The organism is Tenacibaculum sp. AWR4_210, from assembly GCF_056160945.1.
The window spans coordinates 156327-170871 of the sequence record NZ_JBSWYF010000009.1 but is presented as its reverse complement, the minus strand read 5'-3'; the positions used below and the strand labels follow the sequence as shown (position 1 = coordinate 170871).

Annotated in this window: 13 protein-coding genes; all 13 read left to right on the top strand. The window is 40.1% G+C overall.

The window, feature by feature from the left end; translation table 11 throughout:
- Positions 1-1241 precede the first annotated feature (1241 nt).
- The 13 genes from ACXAG7_RS16465 to ACXAG7_RS16405 all read left to right on the top strand — a co-directional run bounded on the left by ACXAG7_RS16465 (position 1242) and on the right by ACXAG7_RS16405 (position 14542).
- Positions 1242-2159 carry an ABC transporter ATP-binding protein gene (locus ACXAG7_RS16465; RefSeq protein ID WP_476667489.1) on the top strand — a complete coding sequence of 306 codons (918 nt, stop codon included), beginning with the start codon at positions 1242-1244 and terminating at the stop codon, positions 2157-2159.
- Positions 2160-2174: 15 nt separating this feature from the next.
- Entirely contained in the window at positions 2175-4361 is a 2187-nt protein-coding gene (locus ACXAG7_RS16460) for a redoxin family protein (RefSeq protein WP_476667488.1), read from the top strand.
- Positions 4362-4982: 621 nt separating this feature from the next.
- Positions 4983-6767 (top strand): glycosyl hydrolase family 18 protein, encoded by a 1785-nt coding sequence (locus ACXAG7_RS16455; protein WP_476667487.1) that lies wholly within the window; start codon positions 4983-4985, stop codon positions 6765-6767.
- Positions 6768-6776: 9 nt separating this feature from the next.
- Positions 6777-7106, top strand: a complete 330-nt coding sequence (locus tag ACXAG7_RS16450) for a hypothetical protein (protein ID WP_476667486.1) — start codon at positions 6777-6779, stop codon at positions 7104-7106.
- 4 nt (positions 7107-7110) lie between these two features.
- Entirely contained in the window at positions 7111-7692 is a 582-nt protein-coding gene (locus tag ACXAG7_RS16445) for a Pvc16 family protein (RefSeq protein WP_408042705.1), read from the top strand.
- A 3-nt stretch (positions 7693-7695) separates the two neighbouring features.
- The gene (locus ACXAG7_RS16440) at positions 7696-8724 is read left to right on the top strand and encodes a hypothetical protein (protein WP_476667485.1); all 1029 of its coding nucleotides are present in this window, start codon (positions 7696-7698) and stop codon (positions 8722-8724) included.
- 20 nt (positions 8725-8744) lie between these two features.
- A complete protein-coding gene (locus ACXAG7_RS16435; RefSeq protein ID WP_408042707.1) occupies positions 8745-10412 on the top strand; it encodes a phage tail sheath family protein in 1668 nt (555 codons plus the stop codon).
- Positions 10413-10467: 55 nt separating this feature from the next.
- On the top strand, positions 10468-10929 hold the full coding sequence (locus ACXAG7_RS16430; protein WP_408042708.1) for a phage tail protein: 462 nt from the start codon (positions 10468-10470) through the stop codon (positions 10927-10929).
- Positions 10930-10932: 3 nt separating this feature from the next.
- Complete coding sequence (locus ACXAG7_RS16425) at positions 10933-11379, top strand: phage tail protein (RefSeq protein WP_408042709.1); 447 nt, start codon at positions 10933-10935, stop codon at positions 11377-11379.
- A 3-nt stretch (positions 11380-11382) separates the two neighbouring features.
- The gene (locus ACXAG7_RS16420) at positions 11383-11541 is read left to right on the top strand and encodes a DUF5908 family protein (RefSeq protein ID WP_408042710.1); all 159 of its coding nucleotides are present in this window, start codon (positions 11383-11385) and stop codon (positions 11539-11541) included.
- The gene (locus ACXAG7_RS16415) at positions 11542-12222 is read left to right on the top strand and encodes a CIS tube protein (protein ID WP_408042711.1); all 681 of its coding nucleotides are present in this window, start codon (positions 11542-11544) and stop codon (positions 12220-12222) included. It begins immediately after the preceding gene.
- Between the two features lie 7 nt (positions 12223-12229).
- Complete coding sequence (gene vgrG / locus ACXAG7_RS16410; protein ID WP_408042712.1) at positions 12230-14023, top strand: type VI secretion system tip protein VgrG; 1794 nt, start codon at positions 12230-12232, stop codon at positions 14021-14023.
- A gap of 3 nt (positions 14024-14026) precedes the next feature.
- Positions 14027-14542: a GPW/gp25 family protein gene (locus ACXAG7_RS16405; protein WP_476667484.1), complete on the top strand. Its 516-nt coding sequence runs from the start codon at positions 14027-14029 to the stop codon at positions 14540-14542.
- Positions 14543-14545 lie beyond the last annotated feature (3 nt).

The following is a 14545-nucleotide window of genomic DNA, read 5'->3' as shown; positions in this document are numbered from 1 at the left end:
TCAAGTCCAAACAAGGAAATTACTGCGTACCGCTCGATTTCGAAATTCCATGCTTTTGTGCTTTCGCACCGCAATTACATTTCTTCACGCGCTATTTCTTAGTTTGCACAAATACTTGCCTTCATAAGGCTACAAGCCGAAGATATATCTGCTCCCGCTAAAAAACCTTTCTGGTGGTAATGATTAAAGAAATAGGAATTAATTTAAGAAATAATGTTAGATAGAATACAGCAGAGCTGTTGAGGTTTTGTTTGTTTTATAATTTGTATTGCTTAACAAAAAAAGTTCGTTTAAATACTATTATTTTCATTTTGTCTTAGATACAAAACGAAACAAAAAATCAAGTCCAAACAAGGAAATTACTGCGTACCGCTCGATTTCGAAATTCCATGCTTTTGTGCTTTCGCACCGCAATTACATTTCTTCACGCGTTATTTCTTAGTTTGTACAAATACTTACCTTCATAAGGCTACAAGCCGAAGATATATCTGCTCCCGCTAAAAAACCTTTCTAGTGGTAATGATTAAAGAAATAGGAATTAATTTAAGAAATAATGTTAGATAGAATACAGCAGAGATGTTGTGGTTTTGTTTGTTTTATAACTTGTATTGCTTAACATAAATAAAAGTTCGATTAAACACTATTATTTTCATTTTGTCTTCGATGCAAATCGAAACAAAAAATCAAGTCCAAACAAGGAAATTACTGCGTACCGCTCGATTTCGAAATTCCGTGCTATTGTGCTATCGCACCGCAATTCCATTTCTTCACTCGCTATTTCTTAGTTTGTACAAATACTTATCTTCATAAGGCAACAAGCCGAAGATATATCTGCTCCCACTAGAATCCTTTATGGTGGTAATGACTAAAGAAAAAGGAATTAATTTAAAAAATAATACAAGATAAAGTCACAGCAGAGATGTTGTGATTTCCTGTTTTTGGAAACGAGATGGTTGGTTGTATTTATTAGCATTGCGATTCAGTGAAAAGAAAATTGAATGTTGAGAGTCTTTCTTCGATGCTGCAGGTAAGCGTGAGGAACTCTTTTTTAGTGTAACAAGGAAAGCTATATCTACAAATCGAACAGCTCAAGGCAAAAAACCGATTCATATTCCAAAGGCACTTAGTACATGTCGAGTAAAATCAAGAGGTATTCGATCACTGCCCTTGTTTGGTCGATTATATTTTTTTGATTGATGATTCCATAGCACATTTGCTAGTGAATCCAGAAAAGATAAGTGATGAGTCAGCAGCCTATCGTTGAAATTAAAGACCTAAGTTTTACGTATCCAGGTGCGAAAAGCCCCGTGATCAAAAATGTAAGCATGCGTATCCCGCAAGGTGCTATTTATGGTTTTTTAGGAGTTAATGGTGCAGGGAAATCAACCATGATGCAATTACTAACGGCCAGTTTAATCCCTGAAAAATCAGTAGACTTACAGTTGTTCGGAACTCCCCTCGAGCAGCAAGTACCAGAAGTTTTCAAAAAAATGGGCTGCCTTATAGAGGCCCCAGCATTGTATACTCACCTTACTGCTCGCGAAAATTTACAGGTAGTAGCAAGCTTGAAAGACTCAGCGCCCACAGAGGTGGTAAGTGTCCTGCAGCGGGTAGGACTGGAGGCTAAAGCCGATCAAAAGGTCAGCGAATTTTCTATGGGTATGAAACAGCGGTTGGGAATTGCCATGGCTTTGTTAGGGAGTCCTGAGTTATTAATTCTCGACGAACCTCTCAATAGCCTAGATCCACAAGGGGTCATCGATATCAGAACACTGTTGCGTACCTTGAATGAGGAAGGTGTAACCATTGTGATCTCCAGTCATCTACTCGATGAAATAGAGAAGATATGTACTCATTTGGGCGTACTCGATAAAGGAGCATTAGTTTTTGAAGGATCATTAAACGAGCTACAGCGACAATTTCAGCAACATTTTGACCTGCGTATAGAAACGCAACCCTATGCGTATTGGTACCAATGGATATCCGAGCATTTTCCTGGAATTCCCGTGGAAATTGAAGCGTCAGCATTACTCGTTTCTCCCGCCTCTCAAGAGCAGCAAAATGCTTTACTCATAGCGCTGCTTAAAGCAGGTGCTGTCATAGAGAAACTGACGACACATAAAAGTTTAGAACACCTCTTTTTAAATCTCACGCAATAAGTAGCTACCACCATTATGAATGCAATTACTCAATTTTATAAGGCGTTACAAGCCGAAAAGATAAAAGTTAAAAGAACAGGAATCGTGCTGCTCGCCGTACTTATGGGAGCCTTGTCACCCATCATATTATTTGTATTTCGATGTATGGGCAGTACGAGGTTTATTCCTAAACAGCCACATAACCTGTTTGTGAACTACCTTGAAAACGCGTTGGAGATATTTGCTTATTATTTATTTCCCTTTGCAGTAATCTTGATAGCGAGCCGCTTGGCGTTTTTAGACCACAAGACAAACGGATGGCGCATGCTCGAAAGCTTACCGGTAAAACGCAGCTATTATTATACAGCCAAGTTTACGATACTCGTCTTGAACAATGCAATCATCGTTGCGTGTTTTTTATTGAGTAGTGTGCTCTCTGTATATCTGTTGGCATTACTGAATAAGGTACCTGTAGTAGGGCTATTAGAGTTACCCGTACTGTACGTGTGCGTCTTGTTTTTTAGACTGTGGCTGGGAAGCATATTTTTAGCAGCCTTTCAGTATGGATTGTCAGTGCGCTATTCAAATTTTTTATGGCCTTTGTGTATCGGACTTGTAGGTTTTGGGATAAATGCCTATTTAAATGAAGTGAATCTTGAAGTTAACTGGTTCCCCTATACCGGAATTGCCAATGTGTTTAACCATCCAGAGGGGAGTGCTATCGGACTTGTTTTGACTTATGTTGAATGGATTGCCCTGCTGTTAGGAGGGCTGGGAGTGTATTGGGGAGTATCCCTCTTTGTGGCGAAGTATCGATACACTAAAAAGCTACTAGTGCAAACAGTTGGTGTAATCGTAATGGGTGGCCTGGCGTATACAGTATTGGCCCAACCTAGATATATGGAGAAATATAAAACGACAGTTCTGAAAGGTAGTGTCGTTACAGATGTTCCAGTGACGAAAGTTTGGGTAGTGGAACCCTTCGTAAACGATACCGTTGCAACGATTCCCGTATTGAAGGGAACATTTTCTCATCAATTTAAAAAAGAGTTACCCTTGAGCCGTTATGAATTACACTTTGGTCATCGCCTGCGGGCCAAGTTGTATTTTGGTAGTGAGGATAGCTTGAATGTAAAGGTTTTGGGCAATCGTAATCACGTGAAATTGGCAGTGACAGGGACACGGTTGGCTGAAAATACCTGGAACGGACAAAGAAACTATATGACCTGGCTAGGGTATCGTTTAAAAGATACCGCAAACCTCATGGAACCTGATGAGTTTTTTAGATTGTTACGTTCAGAATGGTCACAGAACTCAGTATTATTGGAGAGGTACAAAACTCCTGATAACTTTAGACTTCGCAACGATTTTAAAGCCTTACAAACGACGTTATTCAAAGCTGAGTACGACGATAAAATTCAGGAATATCAACAGCGATACAAGCTTAAATACCCCAATAAAAATTTGGTGTTTCCAGCGGATTTAAAGAGCCTAAAAGAAGAATTGCCATACAGCAAAGCCATGCTGTTTTCGAGAAGGTATCGGGAGGTTATTAAAGAACAATTACTAAAAAGAGTAGCTGGAGATGAAGATCAGTTAACTAAGTTGATACAGGCTGTTGTCAGCATCAAAGACCGCGCTTTTAAGGAAGCTTACCTGTTTAAAATCTACAGTCAGCAGCTCAATGTGTCGAAAACGACCGATGACGTGGAGCAATGGTTAACCTCCGCTGCAAAAACCATCCATAATACAGTGTTCTTAGAACGATTGACAAATCAGGCTCAAGTGGTGAAGCGTTTAATGAAAGGAGAACCAGCACCCGACTTCAGGGCGGTTGATCGTCAGGGAAACCTTCGGAGCTTACAAGAATTCCAAGGACGTTATGTGCTGATAGATGTTTGGGCAAGTTGGTGTGGTCCTTGTAAACGCGATGCACCCTATTTTGAGAAATATGCAAAACGCTATCAGTCAAAAAAACTTGCTTTTCTTTCGTTGAGTGTTGACCGCAGTAAAACAGATTGGCTTTTAGAAGTTGCCGATAAACCCAAAGAAATCACTCAGTGGCGCGTGGAAAATAAAGATCAGTTCATGCGGCGTTACAACATACAGTCCATTCCGAGGTACTTACTAATAGACCCAAAAGGAAGGATTGTACACTTGCAGTTGCCCAAACCGACGAAGCCCGCATTTGAGTGGATACTCAAAAAGGAACTTGGAATTTGATAAAACAGCACAGCGTGTTTTCGCATTTAATTGGTGAAGACACGTTGTTTTTTGTCCCTTTTGGTTCTGTATGGTGCCTGAAGGAAATAAAATAATCAAAAACTTTTTTCGTTTCTTAAGGTCTAAATAGAGGTGCTGCATGTCTGGAAGCAAGATTCTTACCAAAAAAGAGGCTTGTTTGCTTACAAAAGCATCTAAAATAGAGGGAAATTATTAATAGTACTCCTAACATTGGTAAAGAACCAGTTTGAATTTTTAAGCAGAATGATCAATCTGGTTTACAAAACCAAAATAAAATGAAAATTTATTAATAGAATAATGTTAAAAGGAGAGGGGCGAAAGCTTTGGCCTTATCAAAAAATAAGTATATTTACCTCCAATTATAGATATATAGAATACCCCCGAAAGGATATCGAATACCTATTAAGCTTCAAAAAAGCCTAATAACTTTCCATATAATTCTCAATATCTATACACCTTAAATTAGCAGACATTTTAGCTCTAACCAACAGGTTAGAAGAAACTTGTGTCAATTTGCGATGAGTGGTCGCGAGTTGAGGGTGTATAGTAATGTCCATTTTTTAATGGCTTGAATTGTATAGTAAGTTAAATTGATTTGTAATGAGTTACAAAAGTGCTTTTTTAATGCTTGTCTTCTATTGGAGTGTCGCGATTTCTTCGCAGGCGAGAGTATGGGCTTCCATACCTTTTCAAGATACTCCCAAAGCAACCAAAAAGAAAACGGCAGTAGGCAAGTTTATCTATAGTATCTTTCACCATAACGACTCTGCAAAACAGGCTAGGAAATTTATACATCAGCATCACAAGTTGCTGAAAGACAAGCAATCTTCAACCTTCATTGAAACACTGAGTCCGGTAAAGGCCGTAGCCGCAAATACACCGCATAATTTTCAGTTAAAATACGAAGTATTGGGATGGTACCCTTATTGGGAAAAAGACTATTATAAAAAGCTGAATTTATCACTACTTACGACCGTAGCCTATTTTTCGTACGAGGTAAATCCGAAAACCGGAGACCCCATTAGTGTTCACGATTGGGAAACAACTCCATTTATTGATACGCTCAAAACCAAAGGGAAAAGAGTGTTGTTAACTGTTAGTAATTTTGGGTTGCACAACAATAAGCGCTTTCTAAAAAATACTTCGGCTACCGAAGTGTTGATTGCGAACTTGATTAAATTGCTTAAAAAGCGAGGGGCTCATGGAGTGTGTATCGACTTCGAAGGGGTGTCTAAAAATGAAAAAACAGCGTATACGAACTTTTTGTTAACCCTCTCTAATAGACTCAAACAAGCAGATAAAAATTATCAGATCTACATGACCGTTCCCAATGTCAATTGGAGTGATGCAATTGATTTTAAAGCAATCAATCAGGCTATTGATTGTTTTGTAATTATGGGCTATGATTATTACGGTAAAGAGAGTAAAGTAGCGGGTCCAGTGGCCCCTATGGCAAGTGCGAAAACGTGGGAGCCATTCAACTTGACAACGACGGTTGATTACTATACCAAAAACCTTCCGAGCACGAAAATTTTATTGGCCTTACCTACCTATGGAAGTTTGTGGGAAACCAAAGATCTGAACTTGCAATCGAAGGTGAAAAAGTTTTTGGGGAGCAGGACGTTTAGCTATATCAAAACAAATATTGAAAAAAATGAGGCGGTATATATAGAGCCTATTAGTAAAAGTGCTTACAGCGTATATGCCGTAAAGGGCAAAAAAACAACCTACCGACAGTGTTGGTTTGAAAATGCAACTAGCTATGAGTACAAAACTCAGTTGATAAAAGATAAAAAGCTGCGAGGTCTGGGAATTTGGGCCCTGGGCTATGCAAAAGGATACAGTGATTACTGGGATGTAATTGCGAAACAACTCGGAGGAGTTCCAACGGCAACGACGGCTGGTGGTGGTTTGGCCGCTGGTGGTTTTGCAGGTGTCGGTGGAGGTACTGGAAGCAATGGGTTGGCGAGTAATACAGCCAATGGGGTAAATGCCCAGCAGTCGCCAACGGTAGTTTCCGCTGTGGTAAACACTCTTGGACTCAGAGACCCTAATAGTAAAATAAACAGAGTCGAAAAGAAACTGGTAACCGTAACCAATTATAAAACCATACTGTTATACGTAATGTCATTCGTGATTTTCTTTGCCTGTGTCGGGTTTGTAATTGCCATGTTTTCTGCCAATACAAGAAATAATTTTTTCAATAATGCAGCTTTAAAGAAATACTATGCCGCAACGGTATTGGTTTTGTTGATTGTCGTGTTTCGCATGCAAAATTGGATTACAAATGGAAATGTGCATATGATTATTGGTTTTGTGACCGGAGCCTATGCTTTTTACTTGATCAATAAATACATAGAGGAAAAACAAAAGGATTTACCGTAAATGGAGAAAATGCAGTTAAATACCAAAAGCTTACAGCAGGATACTGGAAAGTTTAAGAAGATTTTAAAAATGGTTCAAAAGACTGTTTCTAAGGAGTTCTTATGGATACTTTTTGTCGTGATTTTGAGTATTCCGTTAGCCTTAATTGTGTCCTATATCATCAGTACCGATGCCAAATGGATCAATGCGCAAGTAGCGAAAGACTTTGAAGAAGTAGCGCAAATAATCAGTACCCAACACCCGCGATTTACGGTGGTGTTTGGCCTTTGTGCTGCCGGAATTTATTTTGCCAGAATGGTAGCGGCCGCGGTTAAAAATATGTTGGAGGATAAAAAATAGAAGTATGCTGGATAAGGTATTAGTGTTTATAAGTGATTTGTTGAATAAGGAACTAAAAATGGCCTTCGGATTAACCGACGATGTGGTTGTGGTAAGCAGTCTTATCAACCTCGACGGAACCATAACTCAAAACATAGAAAACAAAGTCATTTTATCGGTGATCAATCTTGAACAAGAACGCACCGTTAAAACGCAACAAGAATATTTGATGACAGGGTCAGGAGGGTTTAATAGAGTAAATCCACCAGTGTTTTTGAACATGTATTTGTTGGTGTCGGCCAATTATAATGCAGCCAATTATATCGAAGCTCTCAAGATGCTTTCAGCCGTGATCGGAATTTTTCAGACGTCAAAAGTCTTTACTCCAGAAAACAGCCCTGAACTCGACAATTCAATTGAACGATTGATTTTTGAAATATACAATGTGCCCATTCAGGAGTTGAGTCATTTATGGAGTGGTATCGGAGCAAAGTACGTGCCCTCAATGGTGTATAAAGTTCGCATGATAGGAATCCAAAAAGGACAAGTAAAAGGACAAGTGGCGGGTGTAGGACACTTACAGTCAAATACAAAAAAAAGTGAATAGTAAATGAGTAGTATGCAACAACATTGGTTTACACTGAGTTTGGCACATACCTATTTTGCCGAACAACAATGTCGAGTGTTTGAGGTAAAACCCACCCCGAGTACTCTCCGAATTTTAAAAAATTACGGAATACGCTTGCAAATGATAGGGAGCGTTATTCGCCTACACGCTGAGGTACGTCCTAATAGACAAGTATGGGAAGAACTCGCTACCGCGGAGGACCTCTATTTTCAATTGGTAAATACAGATCCAACTTTCGATAATTATACAGAGGTGGTACTTCCTAAAAAAGAAGATACGGTTGCTTATATGACCAATGCTGAGGTTAGCAATCGCCTTCACGAAGTAGATGCGACCATACCTACGTACAACCTGCCTATTTCTCCACTTCGTTTCGGAGTAGAGGTCGACAAAGATGGAGTGAATACCATACAACTAAAGCAGGGAGGACAGGTAGTGTACGAGGTAGTATCATTAAAAAAACAAGGAACGGCACGTGTTGATATTTCGGCGCTTGGGCAAGGGGTATACGAGTTGTGGGTTGACGAGGAAAAAAGACAACAATTTTTTGGAACCACCGATAGTCTAGAGTCCCAAGTATACGGATTGGTTCATATTAATATGAGAAATAGCGTAGAATCGTTAAAAGAAAATGCGATTCCAGAACTAAAAGTACAGTTTCAGGCACGAAAAACCTACCGGGAGTACGTCGTAGTGCTGTCTCCTGAAAAGATGATAGAAATTAAAAACATGGAAGTGGAGGGGACGAGTACCGAATTGTACGGTGAAATAGAAAAAAAAGAAATCATCGAAGGGCAAGGACTAACGGATGTCTTTAGGACTACCCAGCCCGTACCCCTCAGACAAAAGGCAACGGAGCATCCCGTACTAAAAATTCAGTACGTAAATCAATATTCAGATGTAATGTTGGATTTGGATATCAAACTGCCTGTGGCAGATGCTTCTATGGTGATCAATAGAAAGAAAAACAATGAGGATATTTATGTATCTCAAACAATAATTTATGTCTAACCTTTAAAAAAAAAAGACGAATGTCAGTAACAGAAATGAAAACGCCCGGAGTGTACATTCAAGAATTGGATGCATTTGGAAATGCGGTGGTACCTGTACCAACGGCGATTCCAGCATTTATTGGATACACGGCGAAAACCAGTTACAACGGTAAAAACCTGGTGAACAAAGCAGTGAGAATTACTTCATTGGCTGAGTTCAACGCGATTTTCGGAAGCCAGCCACCACAAATTCAATTTGGGGTAACGGTTGCCGGAGCACCTGCAGCGGATGCAAAGCCAGCACCAACCGACAATTCAAAGAAAAAAGGAGGAGATGCCCCTAAGGCAGACCCAGCAGCAGCAAAAGGACCTGCAGCCCCTGCCGATTTCCACATCGGAACAGATGCGTATTCCTTGGCGACAACAACGGTAAACTACCGCTTGTTTAGTGCTATCAAGTTTTTCTACGAAAATGGAGGAGGTACTTGTTATATCGTGTCTACAGGAGCGTATGATTACAGTGCAACGGCATTGACATCAACCAAGCCTTTTACCGATGCCTTAACGGTTTTAGAGAAAGAAACGGAACCAACCATGATTGTGATTCCAGACGCAGTAGAATTAGCCGATACTACGCAAACAGACCTGTCTAAAAAGTACGCTCTTTGCTATTCTTTGCAAAAGGACGCGATTAACCACTGTGGTGAATTAGCAACTCGTGTGGCAATTTTAGACGTACCAGGTGGGTACAGCGAGCCGTTGGTAGGAACTACTAGCGTGGAAGCTTTTAGAGATAATGTAGAGCCAATTTTACCGAAGTTTAACAGCTATGCGGCTACCTATTATCCTTGGTTACACACGACTATCAATCAGTTGACTGATATTTCTTATAAAAACATTGCACCTGCAAGTTATCCTGCAGTTAAAGCAATGCTCAACAAGGAATATCCTAATGTGATTGATCCAAAAACCAAAGCGAGTGTGCCAAATCCGATCAACAAATACATCGATGCGTTGTTTGGAGCGAAACCAGCAACCGATGAGGTAGCTCAAGGAAAGGCCGATACCGTACTTAAAAACTTAAGTGCTTCGTACAAGTTGTTATTAAATCACATGTTAGAGAAGTTAAACTTGATGGCACCGAGTGCTGCGATGGCCGGACTGTATACTGTTGTTGACAACAACGAAGGAGTATGGGTTGCCCCTGCAAACATCGGTGTTCAAGGAGTAATTTCTCCATCAATTAGAATCGATTTAAAAGGTCAGGAAGATCTCAATATGCCTTTAGACGGGAAGTCTATTTGTGCTATCCGTTCATTCCCAGGAAAGGGCGTGTTGGTTTGGGGAGCGAGAACCCTTGACGGAAACTCTAACGATTGGCGTTACATCAACGTACGTAGAACGTTGATTTACATTGAGCAATCGGTAAAAGAGGCTGCCAGTGCGTATGTCTTTGCTCCAAACGACGCAAAAACATGGGTGTCTGTAAAAAGTATGATTAGTAATTTCTTATTGGGCTTGTGGAACCAAGGAGGATTGGTTGGACCGAAACCAGCAGATGCCTTCTCTGTAACTGTAGGTTTGGGGAGTACCATGACCGGTGATGATATTTTGAATGGACGTATGATTGTCGCTGTAAAAGTGGCGGTATCGCATCCTGCAGAATTCATCGAAATTACCTTCCAACAAGAAATGCAGAAAGGATAAAAACTAGTAAATCGAATCTATAAAAGAATAAAATAACCACTAAAACATAACTATTATGGCAGATGACGGATCAGCACAAGGCTCAATATGGCCATTAACTAAATTTTATTTTACAGTTAGTTTAGGCTCTCAAGACAATACCGCTTCGTTTCAAGAAGTATCAGGTTTAGATACCGAAACACAAGTTGTAGAATACCGACATGGTGATAGTAAAACCTTTAGTACGATAAAAATGCCAGGATTGGCGAAATTTAGTAACGTAACACTTAAAAAAGGGGTGTTCGTGAAGGATAACAACTTCTGGAAATGGTATGATGCTATTAAAATGAATACCATTAAAAGAGAAACTGTAGTGATCAAATTATTAGATGAAAAAGGATCACCTACAATGACTTGGACATTAACCAATGCTTGGCCAACAAAAATTACCGCTACCGATTTAAAGTCGGAAGCAAATGAGGTGGCTATAGAAACCTTAGAATTGGCTCACGAAGGCTTGACTATTGCTAATAGTTAACATATGAGTGATTATCCAATACCTGGGTTTTATTTTAGACTCACATTTCCATTGGAATTAGGACTTGCCGATACTTCTTTTAAAGAAGTGTCAGGCATGTCCATGGAAATGGGAATAGAAGAAATCGAAGAAGGCGGGGAAAATCGGTACAAACACCGAGTACCTACCGGAGCTAAATATCAGAATTTGGTGTTGAAACGCGGAGTTACGTCGAGTATCTCTGCTTTGTCTTTATGGTGCCAAGCTACGATTGGTGGCGGTTTGAGCTCTTCTATTATTACCCAAACAGTGATCGTAAGTTTGTTGAATGAAAACAGTTTCCCGATAAAAAACTGGAGTTTTGTCAACGCTTGGCCTGTAAAATGGGAGTTTTCACCATTGAATTCCATGAATAATGAAATATTAATCGAGTCACTTGAATTGTCGTACGATTATTCCATAGTTATATAAAAGATGCCCATAGAAATAAGAGAATTAGTGATTAAGGTGAAGGTGGAAGAAAATAACACACAGCCTACCGAAGCCATCGATATGAATGCCTTGAAGGAAACGGTTGCTAATTTGTGTAAGAAAGAAGTAAAGAGACAGTTGCAAAAACTAAAAGAACGCTAGATGTCAAAAGATCTAATGACCATCACTGCGTATTCCGATAACGAATACTCAAGTCAAACCGGTGACAGTTGTACGGTGCAAATTAATCCTGCATCTTATTCCCACGAACACAGTATTGAATACAACAAGTTTCAGCCTGTGGGGTCGCCTGGTACCTCGGTTTGGTACAAAGGAACACCGCCCGAAAAAGTGTCGTTCGATATCTTTTTCGATGCTACAGGGGCAATCAGTTCAAGTAGTTTGAGTAGTTTGTTGTCAACCAATACACCAGTGGCCGATCAGATAGATAGCTTTAAAAGTACCTGTTTTACGTATAACGGAAGTATCCACGAACCCAATTACCTGCTCCTCTCTTGGGGAACCTTGGTGTTCAAGTGTAAGTTGGTGTCTATGAATATTTCCTATACCCTGTTTCAAAGTGATGGTACTCCCTTGCGAGCAAAGTTGAGCGTGGCTTTTGAAAGTGCTATCTCTGCTGATGATATCGCCGCGGAGGCCGACAATCAGTCCCCTGATTTAACCCATTATATCGAGGTAAAAGAAGGAGATACCTTACCCTTATTGTGTTATAAAATATACGGAGATAGTAGCTACTATACCGAAGTAGCATCGTATAACAAGTTGTTGAATTTTAGAAATTTGGTGCCGGGAACCAAATTGTATTTACCCCCCTTAAAGTAAAGAGTCCATGGCAAGCTCACCCATTATTAGCGGAAATAACCTCGTGTCTTTTACCATTACCTCAGAAGGAGCAGCAATCCCTGAGTCGTACGGTATTATGAGCGCGAGTATTACCCAAGAAATAGATTCGATTGCACAGGCTCAAATTACTGTTCGCGATGGAAACCCGTCGAAACAAATGTTTGAAATTGCCGATGCAACGACCTTCAAAATTGGAAATACCATTGAAATTGCACTGGGATATGCCAATGATACCACCACTATTTTTTCGGGAGAAGTAACCAAACAATCCATAAAAATAGACGAAGGTGGTACAACCTTTCAGGTTACCTGTAAAGACGCTTTGATAAAAGCAGTAAAAAGTAAAAGTAAGGTAGTCTTAACAGATTCCTTAGATAGCGACGCTATCAAACAGATTGCGGGGAATTTAGGAGTGAGTGTAGATATCACCGATACCACCGTAACGAAAGAAAAAATTATACAATATCAGGCCACGGATTGGGATTTTATAGTGAGCAGAGCACAGCGAAACGGAATGGCAGTTGTGACCGATAACGGTTCGTTGAGCATTAGTGAAATATCCGTGGACAGCGAAGCCGTACTCGAATTAGAATACGGTCGTGATATTATGGAGATGGACGTAGAATTAGAGGCTGAAGAACAGCTCAACTCCATCGCTTACAATTCTTGGTCTTTGTCTGATCAGGCTTCTGTGAGTTCAGATGCTACAGAACCCTCGGTAAATGATCAAGGAGATGTGTCCGAGTCTGATTTGGAAGAGGTAATCGATGTCGATGAAACAATTTATACCTCGGTACCCCTTACCCAAGATGAAACTCAAGAATTGTCAGATGCCATGCTTTTGAGGTTGCGCATGTCTAAGTTTCGTGGGAGCATTACCTTTCCGGGGTCGGCAGCAGTAAAACCCAATACCCTGATCACCTTAAAAGGTTTGGGAGAACTGATGGATGGAGACGCCTATGTATCTAGTGTACATCACAATATTACAGGAGGAAAGTGGATTACCGAAGTTCAAATAGGGGTTGTTCCTGAATTTCACAATCAGAAAGTAAAGAGTAATCCTTCGGAACCCCAAATTAAAGATACCTTAATTGATGTAAAAGGATTACAGGTGGGGATCGTACAAGATGTTTATGACGAAGATGGAGGTGAGTTTCGCGTGCAGGTAGAAATTCCTATGCTGAATGATACCACTGAATTTGTTTGGGCACGCTTGGCTTCCTTTTACGCGAGTAATTCCTTTGGAGCCTATTTTTATCCCGAAGTAAACGATGAGGTAATCCTCGGTTTTATCGATGGGAACCCTGCGTATCCGGTAGTGCTAGGAAGTATGTACAGTAGTGCCTTACCACCAGCCGAATCCTTACAGCCAGCTGATAGTAATAACAATCTAAAGGCCTTGTTTACCAGGAGTAATTTACAAATGCAGTTTGACGATGAAAATATTATCATGACTTTCCTAACACCCAACGGAAATACAATGGTGTTAAGTGATCAGGATGAGAGTATTACCATCACCGATCAAAATAGCAATCAAATACTAATGAATGGTGATGGAGTAACGATTACAAGTGCTTCTGCAATGACCATAAAAGCAACCGACGATATGACCATACAGGCCTCGTCTATAACCATGACTGCTGACAATGATATCAGTATCAGTGGTAATGGTATCACAGTTTCTGCTGATGATTCCTTGTCAATGAGCGGGTCGAGTAGTGCCGATTTGAGCAGTAGTGGTGATACGAGTATCAGCGGAAGTACGGTTAATTTAAACTAACATATGAAAGTAAATAATAAAGACACGGAAAAGCACAACCTATTTTTAGGTACCGGTTGGAGTTTTCCTCCAACTTTTCACAAAGAACGCTCTTTGGGCGTTGAAATGGTGTCTAATGAACGAGATATTCAACAATCGTTGCATATTTTGCTCAATACAAAACTCGGTGAACGCATTATGACACCGAGGTATGGGTGTGATATTTATACCTATTTGTTCGATACAATTTCGAATTCACGGGTACATGTGATCACCGAAATGATTCGTACCGCAATCCTCCGATATGAGCCTAGAATTAAACTGATCAAGGTATATGTCGATGAATCGGAGTATTTGGACGGAGTGATTAAGATAAATTTAGATTATAGAATTCCCCATACCAATAACCGCTTTAATTTGGTGTTCCCGTATTATAAAATTGAAGGGACGGATATTCCTAAATTGTTTAAGAAAACCCCAAAGCAACCTACGAGTTTGGCCGAATTAGTAGCGCTGCATAAATCGAAGAATAACCAGTAAGCT